17 protein-coding genes, 1 pseudogene and 1 riboswitch are annotated in these 19,092 nt (G+C 41.1%); of the genes and pseudogenes, 11 read left to right on the plus strand and 7 right to left on the minus strand.

All coding sequences use genetic code 11. From position 1 onward, the window contains the following. Nucleotides 1–7 precede the first annotated feature (7 nt). The 3 genes from ACFX4X_RS06310 to uptA all read left to right on the plus strand — a co-directional run bounded on the left by ACFX4X_RS06310 (nt 8) and on the right by uptA (nt 1,778). Nucleotides 8–721, plus strand: a complete 714-nt coding sequence (locus tag ACFX4X_RS06310) for a FixH family protein (RefSeq protein ID WP_061461946.1) — start codon at nt 8–10, stop codon at nt 719–721. A 105-nt stretch (nt 722–826) separates the two neighbouring features. Beyond that, complete coding sequence (locus ACFX4X_RS06315; protein WP_284471564.1) at nt 827–985, plus strand: Lmo0850 family protein; 159 nt, start codon at nt 827–829, stop codon at nt 983–985. A gap of 163 nt (nt 986–1,148) precedes the next feature. After that, complete coding sequence (uptA, locus tag ACFX4X_RS06320; RefSeq protein ID WP_061465991.1) at nt 1,149–1,778, plus strand: undecaprenyl phosphate transporter UptA; 630 nt, start codon at nt 1,149–1,151, stop codon at nt 1,776–1,778. Nucleotides 1,779–1,826: 48 nt separating this feature from the next. Here uptA and ACFX4X_RS06325 read toward each other — a convergent pair whose 3' ends face one another. The 3 genes from ACFX4X_RS06325 to ACFX4X_RS06335 form a co-directional block, all read right to left on the minus strand. Further along, nucleotides 1,827–3,158 carry a hemolysin family protein gene (locus ACFX4X_RS06325; protein WP_284471563.1) on the minus strand — a complete coding sequence of 444 codons (1,332 nt, stop codon included), beginning with the start codon at nt 3,156–3,158 and terminating at the stop codon, nt 1,827–1,829. Between the two features lie 279 nt (nt 3,159–3,437). Continuing rightward, on the minus strand, nt 3,438–4,547 hold the full coding sequence (locus ACFX4X_RS06330) for a histidine kinase N-terminal domain-containing protein (RefSeq protein WP_061461948.1): 1,110 nt from the start codon (nt 4,545–4,547) through the stop codon (nt 3,438–3,440). 234 nt (nt 4,548–4,781) lie between these two features. Then, on the minus strand, nt 4,782–5,669 hold the full coding sequence (locus ACFX4X_RS06335; protein WP_377382544.1) for a cation diffusion facilitator family transporter: 888 nt from the start codon (nt 5,667–5,669) through the stop codon (nt 4,782–4,784). A gap of 235 nt (nt 5,670–5,904) precedes the next feature. Continuing rightward, nucleotides 5,905–6,006, plus strand: a riboswitch (TPP riboswitch). A gap of 106 nt (nt 6,007–6,112) precedes the next feature. On the opposite strand from ACFX4X_RS06335, the gene thiT reads away from it, so the two are divergent. After that, nucleotides 6,113–6,694, plus strand: coding sequence for an energy-coupled thiamine transporter ThiT (gene thiT, locus ACFX4X_RS06340; protein WP_061461950.1), 582 nt, complete (start codon nt 6,113–6,115; stop codon nt 6,692–6,694). Between the two features lie 84 nt (nt 6,695–6,778). Here the strand turns inward: thiT and ACFX4X_RS06345 are convergent, their stop codons facing one another. Further along, complete coding sequence (locus ACFX4X_RS06345) at nt 6,779–7,306, minus strand: universal stress protein (protein WP_061461951.1); 528 nt, start codon at nt 7,304–7,306, stop codon at nt 6,779–6,781. Between the two features lie 299 nt (nt 7,307–7,605). Here ACFX4X_RS06345 and ACFX4X_RS06350 point away from each other — a divergent pair, with 299 nt between their 5' ends. Continuing rightward, on the plus strand, nt 7,606–9,642 hold the full coding sequence (locus ACFX4X_RS06350) for a transglycosylase domain-containing protein (protein ID WP_377382546.1): 2,037 nt from the start codon (nt 7,606–7,608) through the stop codon (nt 9,640–9,642). Between the two features lie 198 nt (nt 9,643–9,840). On the opposite strand, the gene ACFX4X_RS06355 is transcribed toward ACFX4X_RS06350, so the two are convergent. Next, on the minus strand, nt 9,841–10,149 hold the full coding sequence (locus tag ACFX4X_RS06355) for a hypothetical protein (protein WP_377382548.1): 309 nt from the start codon (nt 10,147–10,149) through the stop codon (nt 9,841–9,843). Between the two features lie 195 nt (nt 10,150–10,344). Between ACFX4X_RS06355 and iadA the strand changes: the two genes are divergently transcribed. Next, nucleotides 10,345–11,529, plus strand: coding sequence for a beta-aspartyl-peptidase (iadA, locus tag ACFX4X_RS06360; protein ID WP_377382550.1), 1,185 nt, complete (start codon nt 10,345–10,347; stop codon nt 11,527–11,529). Between the two features lie 53 nt (nt 11,530–11,582). Here iadA and ACFX4X_RS06365 read toward each other — a convergent pair. After that, a pseudogene (locus tag ACFX4X_RS06365) lies at nt 11,583–11,749 on the minus strand (transposase); the annotation flags it as partial. A gap of 729 nt (nt 11,750–12,478) precedes the next feature. On the opposite strand from ACFX4X_RS06365, the gene pdhA reads away from it, so the two are divergent. Genes pdhA through lpdA form a run of 4 tightly spaced genes read left to right on the plus strand, consistent with a single transcriptional unit; the run spans nt 12,479 to nt 17,310 of the window. Next, a complete protein-coding gene (gene pdhA, locus ACFX4X_RS06370; protein ID WP_061461956.1) occupies nt 12,479–13,591 on the plus strand; it encodes a pyruvate dehydrogenase (acetyl-transferring) E1 component subunit alpha in 1,113 nt (370 codons plus the stop codon). Beyond that, nucleotides 13,591–14,574 carry an alpha-ketoacid dehydrogenase subunit beta gene (locus ACFX4X_RS06375; RefSeq protein WP_284471557.1) on the plus strand — a complete coding sequence of 328 codons (984 nt, stop codon included), beginning with the start codon at nt 13,591–13,593 and terminating at the stop codon, nt 14,572–14,574. Before pdhA ends, ACFX4X_RS06375 begins: the two co-directional genes overlap by 1 nt. A gap of 30 nt (nt 14,575–14,604) precedes the next feature. After that, nucleotides 14,605–15,885: a dihydrolipoamide acetyltransferase family protein gene (locus tag ACFX4X_RS06380; RefSeq protein WP_284471556.1), complete on the plus strand. Its 1,281-nt coding sequence runs from the start codon at nt 14,605–14,607 to the stop codon at nt 15,883–15,885. Continuing rightward, complete coding sequence (gene lpdA, locus ACFX4X_RS06385; protein ID WP_377382552.1) at nt 15,886–17,310, plus strand: dihydrolipoyl dehydrogenase; 1,425 nt, start codon at nt 15,886–15,888, stop codon at nt 17,308–17,310. A gap of 58 nt (nt 17,311–17,368) precedes the next feature. Here the strand turns inward: lpdA and ACFX4X_RS06390 are convergent, their stop codons facing one another. Beyond that, entirely contained in the window at nt 17,369–17,581 is a 213-nt protein-coding gene (locus ACFX4X_RS06390; RefSeq protein ID WP_377382554.1) for a hypothetical protein, read from the minus strand. Nucleotides 17,582–17,696: 115 nt separating this feature from the next. On the opposite strand from ACFX4X_RS06390, the gene ACFX4X_RS06395 reads away from it, so the two are divergent. Then, nucleotides 17,697–19,073, plus strand: coding sequence for an amino acid permease (locus ACFX4X_RS06395; RefSeq protein WP_377382556.1), 1,377 nt, complete (start codon nt 17,697–17,699; stop codon nt 19,071–19,073). Nucleotides 19,074–19,092: the final 19 nt, after the last annotated feature.

Consider the following 19,092-nt stretch of genomic DNA (forward strand, 5'->3'; position numbering starts at 1 on the left):
AGTTATTATGAAAAAATTCTATATGTGTTCTGCGTTGTTATTCATGCTGGCTGGGTGCCAAGAGTCTGAAATGCCAGAGGATAAAGAAGTGAACAGCGCTGTTCCAGAATCGATGGATGCATCGATCGTCATTAAAGGGAAATTGGAGCCTGGAAAAGAAGTCATTCTTGAAACGACAGTAAAACAAGGAAGCCAATTGGTGAATGAAGCTGATGAGGTAATGTTTGAAGTGAGAAAGTCCGGACAGGATAAACGGACAATGCTGGAATCGAAGAGTACTGGAAGTGGCAAGTATCAAGTGATGCATACATTTGATGAACAAGGCAAATATATTGTGGTTTCCCATGTAACTGCCAAAGGCCTTCATGTGATGCCGGCAAAAGAAGTGGTCGTTCCAGAACATGAAAGTGAAGGTGCATCAGCTCATCCGAGTACGGATGTATCAATCGAGTTTCAAAGTAACCCTGTAAAGGCAGGAAACAGTTCGAACTTTGAAGCAAACGTAGAATTGGATGGAAAGCCACTGACAAATGCAGATGTGAATTTCGAGGTGTGGAAGGAAGGCAGTGAGGAGAGTCATTTTACCAAAGCAGAAGAAGATGGAAATGGGACATATCAAAATAAGGTATCATTTGAAGAATCGGGAACATATAAGGTGCAGGTACATGTAGAAAAAGATGAAGTGCATGAACATCAACTGCAAACCATTCAAGTAAATTGACTCCGTGTAAAATGTTTTTTTTTAAAGGAATGTTTTAAATAGGTTTTATCCTTTCGTTAAATGGGAAGTTAATGGATAACGATACAGATGAAAGGGAGGGTAAGCATGAATAATCAAATGATCAACAAGTATAAAAATCTCGGGATTCATATTGAAAAAACGAAATCACGCCAGGAGATTTTCACTAATGTTTCACAAAATGATTCATCCTTACTCACCACTTTTCCTCAATTTTCCCAAAAACGGGAGCTAAAAGAATATTGATGCAATGAGACCGGAGCACATATCAGCTGGTCTTTTTTTGTGCATTCCTAAAAGTGATATAAAGTGAAGCAGGATATGAAAAATCGAATAGAACCTTATAAGCTGAAATAGGATAGAAGGACAAACAATTTGAAATCAGCGGTAAGGGGAGTCCGATTGCATGATATCACAGCTTATTATGACTATATTGAATTGGTTTGCAGAAATGGGGTATATGGGGATTTTATTGGGGCTGATGGTTGAAATCATCCCGAGTGAGCTTGTTCTCGGATACGGTGGTTATTTGGTTGGCCTGGGGAAAATGACTTTTTGGGGAGCTGTCCTTGCAGGTGTGGTAGGTGGGACGATGGCACAATTATTTCTCTATTGGGCTGGTTATTATGGCGGACGGCCCTTTCTCTTAAAGTATGGAAAATATATTTTAATTAAAGAAAATCATATCGTAATGGCTGAAGAGTGGTTTCAACGTTATGGGGTAGGCGTGATTTTTACGGCTCGATTCATTCCTGTGGTTCGCCATGCCATTTCCATCCCTGCGGGAATTGCAAGGATGTCTGTATGGAAGTTTATATTTTATACGGTTGCCGCTGTCATCCCTTGGACCATTTTGTTTCTATCCTTAGGACGGATCCTCGGCGAAAACTGGCAGCAAATCAGGGAAATAACTGCACCTTATATAATTCCGGGAGCTGGTTTTTCCGTTGTCCTTATTATGCTTTATATCATATGGAAAAAAAATACTACGCCTCCAATCGTAACGGTCAAAAAAATGGGACGGTTATCCGATAAGTGAACACAAAAAGCCACGTAAAATGACTTTATACGTGGCTTTTCTTAATAATTATCCTTGGGGAAGGTCCTCTTCCAAAGGAAGCTTTACGACCTTTTTTGTTACCTCGATGGAACGAATGGCGTGGTCTTCCATTTCAATCACTTTAAAGCAGAATCCGTCTTTTTCCATGATGTCCCCTACATTCACATCATAATTTTCAGTAAGGACCCATCCTCCTATAGTATCGACATCATCTTCATCTAAGTGAATGCCAAGTAAATCATTCACTTCCTTTACAAGAAGTTTAGAGTCTAATATATAGTGTCCATCCTTAATTTTCCTGATCGATGCAACTTCATCGATATCGAATTCATCACGAATTTCCCCAACGATTTCCTCTAGGATGTCTTCAACTGTGACAAGGCCCGAAGTTCCGCCGTATTCATCCATCAAAATAGCCATATGAATGCGTTCTTTTTGCATTTTCAAAAGCAAATCGTGGATGGGTATATTCTCCATGACTCGAATGATCGGACGAGCGTAATTTTCAATCGCTTTGATGTGGATTTCACGATTCTTTATAAGATCCGAGAAGACTTCCTTTAAGTTCACTAAGCCGATGACATGGTCTTTATCACCTTCGACAACAGGATATCGAGTGTATTTCTCCAATTTGGCCACATCGACGAATTCCTGTACCGTTTCATCTTTTGATATGGTCATGATTTCTGTCCTGGGAACCATGATTTCCTTAGCAACACGGTCATCGAATTCAAAAATGTTGCTGACATATTTAAATTCCGATTGGTTAATCTCTCCGCTTTTATAGCTATCAGATAGGATGAAACGCAATTCTTCTTCCGTATGTGCTATTTCACTTTCGGATGCAGGCTTGAAGCCAAATAATCCGACAACGAAACGAGAAGAATGATTCAATATCCAGATGAAGGGAAAGGCAATTTTATGGAAAAAAATCAGAGGGCTGGCAATAGCCAAGGCTACTTGCTCGGCCTTTTGGATGGCAACGGTCTTTGGAGCCAATTCACCTACAACCACATTCAGGAACGTTATCAGGGAAAACGAAATGACAAATGTCAGAATGCTTGTGACTTCTTGCGGGATGTTCAAGGCATTGAATAAAGGCCCAACCAATTTGAGGATGGTCGGTTGTCCTAGCCACCCCAATCCTAGAGCGGTAACGGTGATTCCAAGCTGTGTGGCGGATAGGTATTCATCCAGATCGGATGTAACCTTCTTGGCCGCAATGGCTTTTTTGTTTCCCTCTTCAATCAATTGATCTATCCTAGAGCTGCGAACCCTTATGATCGAAAATTCCGAAGCTACAAAAAAGGCAGTTAAAGCGATTAAAATAATGACTAATAAAAAACTTAATATGTCCAATTAGTGTGGGACTTAATTGAATCGCCTGATGTACCGAACGACTTAATTATCCCAGTCACCTCCCAAAACCAATAATGAATGAACTGATGGTAGTGTATTAAATGTTAGAAGAAAAATAAGTATCGTTTATCTTGTATGAAATTATGATGGTTTTTATTTTCAATCTATTGGTCATTCACCTCGATTAGTAGTGGAACCTAACTATTAGTATAAGTAACTGGACGTCAATCAGTCAAAAATTTCAAACTGAAAACCCAAGGAAATAAGGATATTTATCCATTATTTAGTTTTCAATTGTATGGAAAAGGTCGTCAGGAAATCGGTAGAGTGGCAGGATAAGGTTCCTTGATGTTTTAAAACGATTTCTTTACAGACGAATAGTCCCAATCCCGTTCCCCTTTTTTTTGTGGTGATGAATGGTTCAAAAATATTCGGCAGGACTTCGTCCGGTATTCTTGGCCCATTGTTGGAAATGTTTAAAGTAAGAATGCCGGGTGGTGATTCAGAGCCTGATATATAAATGGACGGGGATGGCATTCCGGCGACCACATCAAGAGCATTTAAAATAATATTAAGTAAAACTTGGCGAAACTCTTCTTTAGAACCGGAAATGACGGCATCATCGGCAATATTACATGTTATCGAAGCATTTACTTCCAAAATGCTGGGATATAAAAATTCGATTACCTCATTCACTAGCTGAGCAATCGAAAATAGATCAGTTTGTGCTTCTGAAGTTTCTTTTTTGGAAATATTAAGAAATTGTGTGATCCGGTAATTGAGCTGATCCAATTCCTTTGAAATGATATCAAGATATTTTATCTGCGGTTGCTCTGCCTGTAACAATTGTATGAATCCCATTATGGAAGTCAGTGGATTTCGGAATTCATGGACGAAGCTTGAGGTCATTTGGCCAAGGAGCGTCAAACGGTCTTTATGGTTTGGGCTAATGAATTGATAGCGTTCTTTAAGTTCCATCGTTTTCAATTCGGTATAACAGGATAATGCAAAATGAATTAGTTTATCGAAGTAAACGTTTATTTGCTTAATTAAATCGGATACTTCTTCTTTCGTTGCCTCGGAATTCAAAACGTGCTCAACGATGGTGGATCTGCCGATGGTTGCAGTGGAAAAGAAATTTTCCATATCCAATTGTTTATTAACTCGATCACACGCAATTTTTTCACCTACGACCTTCAGTACATCGTCTATGTCAGTATCCGATTTCCCAAGCTGATCCATTAGCAGATTGAAAATATTTTCCACTTCCCCTTTAAAATACCCCATATATCCGTCCGATAAATGGAGCAACTGATCTTTCCATTTGGAAATGATGCTGTTTTTTTGAGAAGATAAAAAGTGAATGGTCATTTCTCGATTAGATACCATTTTGCCCTCCATAATGTAGGAAAATGAATTTTACTTTCGACCCAGAAATTAATTTATTTGAATAAAATACAAAATATTAAAATAATTATTTTGCTTTTATGATAACAGATTAATGTTTTTTACACATGTGTCAATTGGATAAATATTCGGCAATTAATCGATAAATACCTTTTTTTGACACAGTTTTATTAAAGGAATTGCAGGATTTAATAATAAAAAAAGGTATCCGCAAAGTTAATGACGGTTACCTTTTTTATTAAATGCATATGGTTCAATGTGAACGATCACATGCTGGATGTTATATTCCTTCAAAAGATTCTCTTCGATTTTAACCGTAATATCGTGACCTTGGATGACGGTCAAAAGAGGGTTAACATGTACGGTAGTTTCGAGCAGGATTTCACTTCCGTGCATACGGGCTTTAATTTCACTCATGTCCTTAACACCTTCTGTCAGTATAATGGTTTGTCCGATCTTTTGCAGGAGCTGCTCGTCGAAACCATCGGTTAAAGAGATGGATGCATCACGGAAGATATCCCAGGCCGTTTTGCAGATGATGATCCCTACTACAGCAGCAGCTATCGCATCCAGCCAAGGGATTCCCATCTTAGTACCGATGATTCCTATAAAAGCACCAACACTGACAAGGGCATCGGAACGATTATCCTGTGCAACGGCGTAGATGGAAGAGCTGTTGATCTTTTTACTTAACGCTAAGTTATAACGGTAGATTCCGTACATGAAGATTGCAGAGAAAAGAGCGACATAACCGGTCGGCATATTTGGAACGGTTGTTGAATCTTGCTGGAAGAAGGATTCTATAGCACTGTAAACAACCTGGATGCCCACGGTAATCATGATGAAGGCAGCTACCAGCGAGGCTATGGTTTCCGCCCGTAAATGACCATATGAATGATTATCATCAGGAGGTCTCTTCGAAATTTTCAAACCAATCAATACGGCTATGGAAGCGATGATGTCGGTCGTATTATTTAAACCATCTGCCCAAAGCCCTTTAGAATCACCGAAATAACCGAATGACAATTTAAGAGCAGACAAGAATATGTAAGCGGCAATGCTTATGTATGCGCCTTTTTCAGCTGAAATCGAATGTTTATCCATGTCTAATCCCTCCCCGGTGTAAATTAAAAGATATCAAAACAAACCTTAGTGAGTCTATAGAAAAGTTGTTGCATTTAGCCATCTAACCTGGTTAATTGCAGGTGTATTGAAGTTGGTTAAAAGAAAGGATACCCCCATAAATATGGGAGTGGTAAGTTTTTATGATATGACATTTTCTTTAAGTTGTCTTTTATAGAAACTAGTAGTATATTCTAACCGAGGATCGAAAATTAAATACTTCCACAAGGGGAGCCAAAAGGCTGAGAGTGAACGGTTGAGTTCAGACCCTATGAACCTGATAGTTAACACTTGCGTAGGGATGTGGTTTTGGATACAAGCAATACTGGGCATCCACTACCGCCCCGGTGTTGCTTTTTTGTTTGTGCAAAATCTGGCAGGGAGGGAACTCATGGACACTTTTCATTTTTGGAGAAGGGAGAGACATGATGAAAAATAAAACGTTATTCATGACAGAGGTTGCCATTTTTGCTTCACTGGCTTTATTACTGGATTTGGTTTCTGGATTCATTTTTTCAAGAATCTGGCCGCAAGGAGGCTCGATTTCAATAGCCATGGTACCGATTTTTCTGATGGCATATCGGTGGGGCATCAAAGGTGGTATGTTAACCGGATTGTTACTTGGGCTTTTGCAGATCGTCAGTGGTACAGCATGGATCAGCACGCCGATTCAAGGCTTCATTGATTATTATCTTGCCTTTACGGTTGTCGGGATATCCGGTGTATTCATGAATAAGTTTGTAAATAGCTATAAAGAGGAAAAGCGTTCCAAAGCGAAGTGGTATGGGATTGGCGGCATGTTTTTGGGCAGTTTTCTGAGGTTTCTGTGTCATTTCATATCCGGAATCGTGTTTTTTGGCTCTGCAGCTCCAAAAGGACAGCCAGTAGTGATTTATTCATTCATTTATAATGGGACTTATATGCTGATCAGTTTTATTTTATCGGCCCTTGTGGTGATGATGTTATATTCGGCTGCTTCAAGTGTATTACTGAAAAAAGCCTATTAACAAAAAAAGCCGGATTCTATAAAGAATTCGGCTTTTTTCGGAGATTAAGCAAATTGAGTCTTACAGGGCGAAACGGCTCAATCCTCATTTTGCAATGAATACCGAACAGGGTGCGTTTTTCGCAATGGAGCTGCTTGTACTGCCAAGAAAGAATTTTTCCAAACCGCTTTTAGCGCTATTGCCTACAACGATGAGGTCGGCAGCAGTTCTTGCCGCATATTCACATACGCTATCTGGCGCATGTCCTTCCAATATCTCGAATTTCCCCTTGACTTGACATTCACTTAGCAATCTCAACGTATTACTTTCTGCGTTCTGAACACTACTCTCAACGGCGGAAGGGGTGTCATTGACCATTTGAATTTCTGGTTGTTCGACTTCAACGACGGGGTGTGTCTGGACGGGATCCACATAAAATCCAGCAGCCGGTACAAACCCCGGCGCCGAGGCGTTTCCCATGATACGCTGCTCAACCTTATCAAATAGGACATGAACTACGGTCAGCTCGGCCTCAGGAAAGGCCTTTTTCAATGTTGCTCCATATTCCACGGCACGTTTACTTTCTTCATTTCCATCAAAAGCGACGACAATATGTTTTAAATTTTTTTTCATGCCATCTCTCCCCTTTTATAAGTATTTAAAGTGTTATACCCACTTTTTAAGGGTTTCACGCCATTAATCGGTATATTGATCGCAAATTACGGGTAAAGGATAGATACGGTCATTATTAAAAATGGTAGGATGAAATCCTGGTCCTTCAATTAGTGGCGGGCTTATTTTTCATTCGGTGAAGGGGGTATCATCGGCAAGGAAACCGATACCCGGGTATAGTGCTAAAGAAAAGGCGACTTAGCTTAGGCCTTTTAGTCAATCGACGAGTTTTCTTTAATAAAAGGGGTAAAATATTTTTAATGAAACATGTCGCAGATTGGAAAATGGGGGTACAAATGAGAGGGTTAGTGAAATTAGGTCTAATTATTATATTGGTGATTGTGGTTTTAGGCGCCGGTTCACTTTTTTATTTCAGACAGGTTGCAGATATAAGCCATCTTCAAAATATTCTTCAGCAACCAACAGGAATCTATGATCGGGATGGAAATCTTGCCAGCACGATCACGGCAAATAAATCCGAAGGTGTTTCGATAGATGAAATACCGGAACATATGAAACAAGCGGTGGTTTCCATTGAGGATCACCGTTTTTATGAACATCACGGCATAGATTATCAAGGGATTTTGCGAGCGCTGATTAAAAATGCGAAGGCCGGAAGTGTTGTTGAAGGAGGGAGCACACTTACCCAGCAGCTTGTGAAGATTACGATGCTGGAGTCGAATCGAACACTGAAGAGGAAGATTGAAGAGTTTTTTCTGGCCCAGGAAGTTGAAGATAAATATACAAAAGATGAAATTCTGGATATGTATTTGAATCAAGTTTATTTTGGCCATGGGGCATGGGGAATTAAAAAGGCCGCAAATATTTACTTTTCCAAAGAGGTCTCTGAATTGACCGTTGCCGAGGGAGCCTTGCTGGCAGGTGTCATTAACTTGCCATCCAAACTTGATCCATATAAGAACTTAGACGGGGCAGTGAAGCGGCGTAATTTGGTTCTTTCTAAAATGGCGGAACATGGTTATTTGACGAAGGATGAAGCAGCGGCTGCAAAAAAAGATACAGTGACACTTCTCATGGGGGAGAAGGAAACCGATCCATTAAAAGGGAAGTACCCTTATTATGTGGATCATGTTTTATCGGAAGCATCAAGCAAATATGGAATAAAGCTTGAGGACCTGCTTTCAAAGGGCTATAAAATATACACGACACTGGACCAATCCATGCAGCAGGCTACAGAATCCGTGTATGCGAATGAAGCCAATTTTCCAGTTGGAACGAGTACAGGAGAAATGGTTCAAAGTGGATCAGTCCTCCTTGATCCTAAAACAGGAGGGATAAGGGCAATTGTCGGTGGGAGAGGAAAGCATCAATTTATGGGATATAACCGGGCAACCCAGCTGACAAGATCTCCAGGTTCATCCATTAAACCACTTGTCGTTTATACTCCAGCGGTTGAAGAGGGATACGGTATCACTGCCCCTTTGAAGGATGAAAAAATGAGCTTTGGGGAATATGAGCCAACAAACCTGAGCGGTGTATATAAAGGAGAAGTACCCATGTATGAAGCGGTGATGAATTCCTTGAATGTACCAACGGTTTGGCTTTTGAATGAGATTGGCATCGATAAGGGGCTGGATTCTCTTAAACGGTTTGGGATTCCTTATGAAAAGGATGATCGAAATCTTTCGCTTGCTTTAGGAGGGATGAAGAAAGGTGTGTCCCCGCTTCAGATGGCAGGAGCCTTTTCAGCATTCGCCAACAGCGGGGAACGTATGGAAACCCATGCCATTGTAAAAATAGAAAATAATGATGGAAAAGAGGTAGCCGCCTGGAAAAAGGAAAGCACCAAAGTAACCTCTAAAGGCGTCGTCGATAAAATGAATTCCATGTTGCTTGGTACAGTGGAATATGGCACAGGGAAAAACGCAGCTGTGTCGGGTTATGAAATAGCAGGTAAAACAGGTTCAACACAAGTTCCCATCGAAGGAATATCAGGGGTTAAAGATCAATGGTTCATCGGTTATTCACCTTCGTTGGTCGGTGCAGTATGGGCTGGATATGATAAAACGGATGAAAAGCATTATTTAACGACACACAGCAGTCAGGGAACTGCAATCATCTTTCAAAAAATAATGTCGAGAGCATTACAGAATCAAGCATCTCAATCTTTTAATACTCAAGATATCGGACCGCTTATAGCTAAACAACAGGCAGTTATAGCTGAGCAACAGGTAAAGAAAGAAGAGGAGGACAAAAGGAAGCAATATTGGATTGATAAAGGAAAAGAAATTCGGAATGGTTTGAAAAAATGGAGGGATTGGGATGTGCCGTGGTAATTTTCATGAAATGGGAGCATGGCACGCTCGTACTTTCCAATAAATTAGCATAAAAAAAAAGACTGTCAATCATTGACAGTCTTTCATCATTCATTAAAAAATGAGATTTGCTATTATGCCGATTACGACGATTGCGCCTATCACCATTAAAATGGTTCTCACTTCTATACACCCTCTTCATGACGTAGTTGGAATCATTTAAATATTAACGGTTTGGTTCAATTGGAATCCAAATGCACTTTTATGATTTTCTTTACAAATAGCCTGTACTTTTTCTAGCATGGCATGTACATTCTCGCCTTCAAGTATGACTTTCATGGTTGCACATTCTTGAAGAATGAGCACAAAGGATACGAAAGTCGAAAGTTTCTTGGCATCGACCAATTTATGGTTGCAGATAAAATATATATTCCCTTTAAATTCTTTTGTAACTTGATATAGGTTCATGATTTGTCGCATGGATAATCTTTTATTTGTTTTAATATCAGAAGAAATCACTTTATTCATGTCGTTTACTCCTTTTGTTTTTATACTTTTGGAAAAGCATAATCAAGATGTCAATTCAGCTACAACACTTTTTAAAATGAACAAGTATGTTTGGTCCTTTTTATGTAATTGTTAGCGGGTCATGTTGTATATTTACCCGAGTGAAAGATTTTGAAACCTATTTGAAAATTTCAATTTTTGGAGGGGGAACGAACTATGTTAACACTTATTAAAAATGGGGAGCTTTATGGTCCGGAATATATGGGCCAAAAAGATATTCTCTTGGTTGGAAAGCAAATTGGTTTCATTGAGGACAAGATTGATGTCCCTGCAGAGTTCGTTGAAATGAAAGTGATTGATGCGAGTGGCCAAATTGTGGTTCCGGGTTTTATAGATGCTCACGTACATATTATCGGCGGAGGTGGGGAAGGGGGCTTTAAAACGAGGACACCAGAAATCCAATTAACAGATGCCACTTTAGCGGGTATAACGACATTGGTAGGGGTCATCGGAACAGATGGGACGACAAGGACCATGCCAGCACTGCTCGCTAAAGCGAGAGCGCTTGAAGAAGAAGGTATTAGCTGCTTCGTTCAGACTGGTTCCTATCAAGTTCCAGTCAAGACGTTAACCGGTAAGATCGAAGATGATTTGATTCTTGTGGATAAAATTATCGGTGTTGGCGAAATTGCCATTGCCGATCATCGTTCTTCACAGCCGACTGTAGCTGAACTGGCTAAATTGGCCTCTCAAGCGCGTAATGGAGGTCTGTTGTCCGGGAAAAGCGGTATCGTCAACATTCATGTCGGCGACAGTCAAAACCATTTGCAGGTAATTGAAGAAGTTGTCGAGACAACGGAAATACCGATCACACAGTTTTACCCTACACATATAAATCGAAATCCGCATTTATTCAAAGCAGGGATGGAATATGCAAAAAAAGGGGGTTTTATTGATTTTACGACAAGTACGATCAAGAAGTTCCTTGAAGAAGGGGAGGTCAAAGCAAGTACAGCAATAAAGAGAGCACTAGAAGAAGGGGTAGATATCAGGCAGATCACCTTAACTTCAGATGGGCAAGCAAGCCTGCCTGACTTCGATGGCAGTGGCAACCTGCGCGGTTTGAACATTGGTACATGCATGTCCTTATATGATTCTGTCGTAGATGCGGTCATCGAGGATGGAGTATCAATTGCCGATGCCATACGAGTTGTGACGGAAAATCCGGCAAATATTTTAAACCTCACTAAGAAGGGCCGGCTTGAGGTAGGGAATGACGCCGATATCATCATATTGAAGAAACAAACGTTAGAAATAAATAGGGTTATCGCGATGGGGCAAATCATGGTCAAAGATGGTGAAGCGGTCGTGAAAGGCACATTTGAAAATAGATCTTTCTAATACCCGTGTAGTGGGGTAAGGAAAAATGAAATCTTGTTGGTAAAGTAAACCTCGATCGAGCGAATATCTAAGGTATATTGAATAAATGTCAGTTTAACTAAAATAACTGGATTAGTACTTGGGCGTCTACCTCTGAATACATATCTTTCACCAAGTCATATATGAATGCGAAGTCAATGGCGGCCTCCACTTTTCGAACCAAATGGTTCGCTGGCACCAGTTAATCTAAAGTAATCATTTCAAGTTGATTTCGCTGATTAGAATCATGTTTGGAAGCATCCTTATCACCCCAAGTTTTTATGCTTCTATTTTAAACAATAAAGACTGTAGGCAAAAGATTTTAATTTTATAACAAAGTTGATGAAACGGAAGGTGCGAGACCCCGCAGGCGCAAGCCGAGGGAGGAGCGCCCACGGAAAGGGAGTGCCCTACGTTCCAATCAACGTTCAAATTGTACAAGCCATAAAAAAACGTAGACAAACTCAATTATTTATCGAGTTTGTCAACAGTCTGAGACCCATGATTATTATGGGTCTTTTTGTGCTCGATCCTGATTTTGATGATAGTGGATGTACTTGTTTTATTTAGGCAGCCCTTGAATGGATGCTAGCTAACAAGTGACTTGAAAAGGTCGGAGCTTATCCCCAAACTTGCCGGTAACCCGCTGGTTTTACATTGGATTTTTCCATAATCGGGATTATTTTCAAAATGAAGGTGAGATATAAGAAAACACATTCTAAATAAAGGTAATATACGAAAAATTCATTCTATTTAACATATTATTAAAATCTTGGATGTATTATCCTTTTATATAAGCAAATGTAGTTTATGAAACAGTAATTATTCACAGACATAAAAGACCAATGAAAACTTTTTGGGCTGTTATTTCATGACTGTTCAAATCCTTGGTAAGTTTGCGAAACAAATCTATCTTAAGGGGAGAAATGAAATGGAAAAGACGGGAAACCCAATAATGAAAGCGTATTCAAATGAAGGTGAGCCGGAAATGTTTCGTGTATTGACACCTGACGGAGAAATAGTTGGAACGATTGATGGGAAAATCGATAAATCATTGATGTTAAAGATGTATGAGAGCATGCTACTGCTCAGAACATTTGACCGTAAATCAATTAATCTCCAGCGCCAAGGCAGAATGGGAACTTATGCACCTTTCGAAGGACAGGAGGCATCCCAGGCAGGAAGCGCTTTAGCGTTGTCGGCAGGTGATTGGATGTTTCCCACATACCGTGATCATGGAGCGGCAATCATTCATGGACAGGAATTGTATCGTGTTTTCCTATACTGGATGGCACATTTTGAGGGTTCAATTTGTCCGGAAGGTAAAAGGATATTACCTCCTAGTGTTCCCATTGCCACTCAAATGGTTCATGCGGTAGGAACGGCTTGGGCAAGTAAAATTAAAGGGGAAAAGAATGTAAGCATTGCTTATTTTGGTGATGGTGCCACTTCTGAAGGGGACTTTCATGAGGCACTGAATTTTGCAGGTGTTTATAAAACCCCGACAATCTTTTTCTGCCAAAATAATGGCTATGCGATCAGTGTGCCTTTTGAAAAGCAATCAGCATCTAAAACTATATCCCAGCGTGCTGCTGCTTATGACATACATGGGGTTCGAGTGGATGGAAATGATATCTTTGCAGTATGGCTGACTGTAAAAGAGGCTGTCGAAAGGGCGCTTAAAGGTGAAGGACCTACTTTAATCGAAGCCATAACCTTTCGCTATGGTGCCCATACTACTGCAGACAATCCGAACATATATCGCGATCAGGACGAAGTTTCAACGTTCTGGAGGGAAAATCGTGATCCGATAACGCGTCTTAAAAAGTATTTGAATAAAGAGGGTTACTGGAATGAAGAACAGGAAGGAATGGTGTTAAAACAATTCAACGAACTGATAGATGCTCACCTCCAAAAGGCGGAAGGTTATCCGAAATCCAATCCGCTCGAAATGTTTAAACATGTATATGCTGAGGAGTCATGGCACCTAAAGGAACAGAAGCAGGAATTGAACCAAATCTTAAAGAAAGGTGTGAAGAAATAATGGGCAAAAGTTTAACGATGCTCCAGGCTATTACGGAAGCGCAGGACCAAATGCTGGGTCATGATGATCGTGTGTTGATCTTGGGTGAGGATATTGGAGTGAACGGCGGAGTTTTCCGATCGACGGAAGGGCTTTATGAAAAGTATGGAAAAGATCGAGTTGTGGATACGCCATTAGCTGAATCCGGAATCATCGGCTCTGCCATTGGTTTAGCCCTTAACGGACTGCTGCCCATAGTGGAGATTCAATTCCTCGCCTTTATTTATCCGGGATTCGAGCAACTCGTTTCCCATGCTGCCCGTATGAGATACCGGACTCGTGGGCAATTTAGCGTGCCCCTCGTAATCCGTACGCCATATGGTGCTGGAATCAGAGGACCTGAACTTCATTCCGAAAGTGTCGAAACCTTCTTTGCCCATACTCCGGGTTTAAAGGTAGTTGCACCCAGTAATCCATACGACGCAAAAGGGCTTCTCATTGCCGCAATTGAAGATCCTGATCCGGTAATCTTTTTGGAACCGACTAAATTGTATCGTGCTTTTAAGGAAGAAGTTCCCGAAGAAATGTATCGTATACCAATTGGTCAAGCAAAAGTGGTCCAGGAGGGAAGCGATCTGACGATTTTTGCATGGGGGGCTATGTTAAGGGAGGCATTGAATGCCGCGAAAAAGATTGAAAGCGAAAAAGGCTGGAAGTGTGAAGTGGTTGATCTTCGAACATTATACCCTTTAGATAGGGATACCATCGTGCAATCCATTAAAAAGACAGGTCGTGCATTAATCGTCCATGAAGCCCATAAGACTGCCGGATTAGGTGCGGAGATTATTTCCATCATTAATGATGAAGCTCTTATTTACCTGAAAGCTCCGATTAAGCGTGTAACAGGATTTGATGTTCCGGTTCCGCCGTTTTCAATAGAAGATCATTATCTACCGACTGTTGACCGGGTAAAACAAGGAATAGTGGAGACGATTTCATTTTAATTGATAATTAAGGGAAAAGGAGGAAGACGCATGATGGAATTTAAACTTCCTGATGTAGGGGAAGGGATGCATGAAGGAGAAATTATCCAATGGCTGATCAAGGAAGGGGATGCGGTGACGCAGGACCAACCCATTGTTGAGGTGCAAACGGATAAAGTTAATGCGGAATTGACTGCCCCAGCAACGGGAGTGGTCAAGAAAATATTCTTTTCCGAAGGGGATATCGTGGAAGTGGGAACCACTATATTCACAATTCAAGAAGGGAACGATATGCCTGCTCCGGAAACAGGCATTAGTGAAGGAGATATCCAAGTCATTCAATCTGATGATGTAAAAGTAGATGGAGAGCATGTTACAAGCAAACCGCATCTTGATGCAGTGCGTGTGTTGGCTACCCCATTCGTGCGTCAAATGGCAAGGGAAATGAAGGTTGATATCGAGCAGGTTAAAGGCTCCGGTCCTGCTGGGCGAATAATCGAAAGTGACTTGAAGCAGTTTAAAGAAAATAATTCGATAATAAGGGAAAATGCCAATAACAATGATGACAAGATTCTTCAAGATATGTCCCCAATGAAGTATGCCGTCCAGGCAAAAGGATTGGAAAAAGAGTGGGAGGAGCGGATTCTCCTTAAGGGCATTCGTAAAAAGATCGCTGAACATATGGTAAAGTCGGTTTCGACCATTCCTCATGTAACCCATGTAGATGAATTGGAAATGGATCGATTGAAGGAATTGAAAGATCAATTAAAGGCGTATTCCGATGATAAGGATATTAAATTGACCTTTTTGCCATTTTTCGTAAAAGCCATTGTCATCGCTTTAAAGGAGTTTAAAACTTTAAACGCTTCAATTGATGAAAAAACCAATGAAATCATCTTGAAAAATTATTATCATATTGGGATTGCAACGAATACAAAAGAGGGTCTCATTGTTCCTGTCATAAAGCATGCAGATCAAAAAACCATTTTCCAACTGGCTGATGAAATCAGGCAATTGGCAAACCAAGCCCGGGAAGGGAAGTTGGGCATAGATCAAATCACAGGCAGTACATTTACCATAAGCAATGTAGGACCGATCGGTGGGATGCATGCGACCCCGATCATTAACTATCCGGAAGCGGCCATATTAGCGTTGCATAAAATGGAACAACGAATGGTCGTCCGAGATTTGGAAGGTGTAATCCGTTTAATGATGAATATGTCTTTATCTTTCGATCACCGTTTAATAGATGGTGTTACAGCGGTGCATTTTACAAATAGAATCAAGGAACTGCTGGAAAATCCAATTCGTTTAGTTGTGGAGATGAGATAAATGGTAGTAGGGGAAGTTGCTGTAGAGACGGATGTTATCATCATGGGAGGAGGTCCGGGGGGATATGCTGCGGCGATCCGTCTCGGACAGTTAGGGAAATCGGTCGTGCTTGTTGAAAAGGATAAGCTGGGCGGGGCTTGTCTTAATCGGGGCTGCATACCTTCGAAGGCTTTAATTCACGCAGCCGATCAATACCAAAAGCTTAACGATTTAGGGAAAATGGGGATCAGGCTGTCTCAAGAAAGAACCACAATGGACTTGGGAATTTGGCAGGATTGGAAAGAGGGCATCACTTCCCAGTTGAACCAAGGTATTGCCCATCTATGTAAAGAAAATGGAGTGACGGTGGTTAAAGGTCAAGCCTTCTTTTTATCTGATGATCGTATCGGAGTCGAAACCGATGGAGATTTTGAAACCTACAAGTTTGAACAGGCAATTATTGCGACGGGATCCAGACCTTTCATTCCATCATTCATTAAAGTCGATGGAGAGTATATTTTGGATTCAACAGCAAGTTTGCAGCTGCATGAAGTCCCATCTAGTTTGTCGATCATAGGCGGAGGCTATATCGGAATCGAATTGGGTATGGCATTTGCAAAGTTAGGTACTAAAGTGACCATCATTGAGATGGCCAACCGCATTCTCCCCCAGGTTGCCGAGAACCTTGTCAAGGAAGTTACCCGTAATGCCAAGAAGCTTGGCATGGATATTAAAACATCGGCGCGGGTAGAAAAGGCGAGTGTAGTGGATGGCCAAGTACACCTTCATGTTTCCTCGGAAAACCAGGGGGCGGAAGTGGTAGTGAGCGAAAAGACCCTGGTTACAATTGGCAGGATTCCTAACACAGAAGAGATTGGCCTGAATCAGGCAGGCGTTACGGTTGGTGAAAAGGGCCATATAGCTGTAGATATGGAATGCCGTACAAATGTGCCGCACATCTTTGCCATCGGTGACATTACACCTGGTCCAGCTCTTGCACACCGAGCGTCCAAACAGGGTATCGTGGCAGCGGAAGTAATAGGGGGGCTGCCAAGTGCCATTGACTCCCCCTATGTCCCATATGTAATCTTCTCGGAACCACAAATAGCAGGGGTTGGTTTAAGCAGTGAAGAAGCAGAACAACAGGGATACAGAGTCAAGACCGGGAAGTTCCCGTTCAGTGCCAATGGAAGGGCGCTTGCAACGAATGAAACAGAGGGATTTGCTGAAGTGATTGTGGATGCAAAAAGCCACATATTGCTTGGAATGCACATGGTTGGTGCAGATGCCTCCAACCTTATAGGTGAAGGGGTCCTTGCACTTGAGTTGGCAGCTCGGGTCGAAGATATAGCCCTCAGCATGCATCCTCATCCAACTTTGACTGAGGGGTGGATGGAAGCGGCGGAGGCAGTTTTGGGACATGCGATTCACATCGTAAATAAATAAGATAACTGGAAGATGTAAATTAATGGGGATTACCAATGTAGTCCCCGGTTGGAGGGTTTCATTTTAATTGATTTAGAAACCTGGTCATTGGTCCCCCATAAGGCAAGACTATCAGGGAATTTACTCCATATTGAAGGATCAGGCCCGGATAACGGCGTTTGACCAACAGGAGCAGTATTAGCTTGCAATCATACTCTTGTAAAACTAACGGCATATTGATATCATTTTTATTTGGTGAAGTATGAGGTGATTTTTCAAGAAGGCTTTGCATCCTTCCACTCCTAAACCATAAGGATTGATGAAATAACTTATCTATTCGCCTTTCAACGATTGAAATGGGTTTTGATTTTAATAAGAAAAATTATGGGAAAAAGGAGGCAGATGTAATGGAATCAAATGGTGGGTCACTGCAAAAGAGGTTGTTGCCGCGGCATATTAGCATGATGGCAATGGGAGGGGCAATAGGTACTGGGATTTTTAAAGGAAGTGCCGAAACCATAATGTTAGCAGGGCCAGGAGTCATTTTCACTTATATTTTTGCAGGATTATTACTTCTTGTAGTCATGGGAGCTATAGCGGAAATGGCAATCGCCTATCCCAATACGAATATGAAAGGTTTCGTACAGAAAGCATTCGGTAAGCGAAGTTCCTTCATTATAGGCTGGATGTATTGTTTCATGTGGCTGTCCGTATGTGTCATTGAGGTAGTGGTGGCAGGAAGCTTTTTGCAGTATTGGCTCCCAACAATCCCGCTATGGATATTGAGTTTAGGGTGTGCTGCTTTAATCATTGGGGTTAACATGATGAATGTTAAAAATTATGGTGAATTCGAATTTTGGTTTGCCGGCATTAAGATTACAATGATCATTCTATTCATTATCTTGGGAGCCTGTATTTTATTTGGGGCCATCCCAAGCGGCGGATCTAATTACCTGCAAAACTTCACAGGGCACGGAGGATTTTTCCCAAATGGGTGGATGTCCATCTTTTCAGCATTACTGATCGTTATGTTCTCATATGGCGGTTCCGAGTTAATAGGCCTGACGGTAACGGAAGCAAAAGATGCTGAACGAATTTTACCGAAGGTCATTAAAAGTTATATTTGGAGAGTCGTATTATTTTTCACCTTACCAATACTTGTAATCTGCGGTCTGATTCCTTGGAACGAAATTAGCGACCAAGCAAGTCCGTTTGTACAAGTTTTGTCAATGTCCGGTTTTCAAGGATCTGCCCACATCATGAACTTCATTTTAATTACGGCCGTCTTATCTGCCGCTAACTCCGGAATATATGGGTGTACTCGGATGCTGCATTCTTTAGCTGCAGAAGGGGAGGCTCCCAGGTCATTCTCTTATGTATCAAAGAATGGCGTTCCCTTGTATAGTTTAATCCTAAGTGCCGCTGCATTGGTCGTCGGCTCCATGATTACCTACGTTGCCCAGGATCGGGCATTTACTTTATTAATGGCGTTTCCGGGTTTTGTAGTATCACTTGTATGGATCAGCATTTGTTTAGCGCAGCTAAAACTTCGCAATTCATATCCTAAAGCTCCGAGTTTTAAATTGTGGGGCTTTCCATATGTAACCTTATTTGCAGTAATCGCCTTAAGCATCATTTGTGTCACGTTCGTGTTCAGTGAACAGAATCGGATCAGCATCGTTGCCTGCCTTATTGTGTTGGCTACATTGATTTCCATCTCGATCTTTAAATTTAAAAGTGTGGATGAACAGGAAACTACTATAATAGAAAAGGAATCTTGTTAAATAAATCCACGTAAAAGAT

Origin of the sequence: Peribacillus sp. YIM B13481, from assembly GCF_042787985.1 — a bacterium.
Classification (GTDB): domain Bacteria; phylum Bacillota; class Bacilli; order Bacillales; family DSM-1321; genus Peribacillus; species Peribacillus simplex_A.

What these genes read in the sequence shown, in the direction of transcription:
- ACFX4X_RS06330 (WP_061461948.1), bottom strand. Translation starts at nt 4,547, where the DNA reads ATGGTATCTAATCGAGAAATGACCATTCACTTTTTATCTTCTCAAAAA.
- ACFX4X_RS06390 (WP_377382554.1), bottom strand. Translation starts at nt 17,581, where the DNA reads ATGCAAAGCCTTCTTGAAAAATCACCTCATACTTCACCAAATAAAAAT.
- ACFX4X_RS06395 (WP_377382556.1), top strand. Translation starts at nt 17,697, where the DNA reads ATGGAATCAAATGGTGGGTCACTGCAAAAGAGGTTGTTGCCGCGGCAT.
- ACFX4X_RS06350 (WP_377382546.1), top strand. Translation starts at nt 7,606, where the DNA reads ATGAAACATGTCGCAGATTGGAAAATGGGGGTACAAATGAGAGGGTTA.
- ACFX4X_RS06355 (WP_377382548.1), bottom strand. Translation starts at nt 10,149, where the DNA reads ATGAATAAAGTGATTTCTTCTGATATTAAAACAAATAAAAGATTATCC.
- ACFX4X_RS06315 (WP_284471564.1), top strand. Translation starts at nt 827, where the DNA reads ATGAATAATCAAATGATCAACAAGTATAAAAATCTCGGGATTCATATT.
- pdhA (WP_061461956.1), top strand. Translation starts at nt 12,479, where the DNA reads ATGGAAAAGACGGGAAACCCAATAATGAAAGCGTATTCAAATGAAGGT.
- ACFX4X_RS06380 (WP_284471556.1), top strand. Translation starts at nt 14,605, where the DNA reads ATGATGGAATTTAAACTTCCTGATGTAGGGGAAGGGATGCATGAAGGA.
- ACFX4X_RS06345 (WP_061461951.1), bottom strand. Translation starts at nt 7,306, where the DNA reads ATGAAAAAAAATTTAAAACATATTGTCGTCGCTTTTGATGGAAATGAA.
- lpdA (WP_377382552.1), top strand. Translation starts at nt 15,886, where the DNA reads ATGGTAGTAGGGGAAGTTGCTGTAGAGACGGATGTTATCATCATGGGA.
- iadA (WP_377382550.1), top strand. Translation starts at nt 10,345, where the DNA reads ATGTTAACACTTATTAAAAATGGGGAGCTTTATGGTCCGGAATATATG.
- ACFX4X_RS06335 (WP_377382544.1), bottom strand. Translation starts at nt 5,669, where the DNA reads ATGGATAAACATTCGATTTCAGCTGAAAAAGGCGCATACATAAGCATT.
- ACFX4X_RS06310 (WP_061461946.1), top strand. Translation starts at nt 8, where the DNA reads ATGAAAAAATTCTATATGTGTTCTGCGTTGTTATTCATGCTGGCTGGG.
- thiT (WP_061461950.1), top strand. Translation starts at nt 6,113, where the DNA reads ATGATGAAAAATAAAACGTTATTCATGACAGAGGTTGCCATTTTTGCT.
- ACFX4X_RS06375 (WP_284471557.1), top strand. Translation starts at nt 13,591, where the DNA reads ATGGGCAAAAGTTTAACGATGCTCCAGGCTATTACGGAAGCGCAGGAC.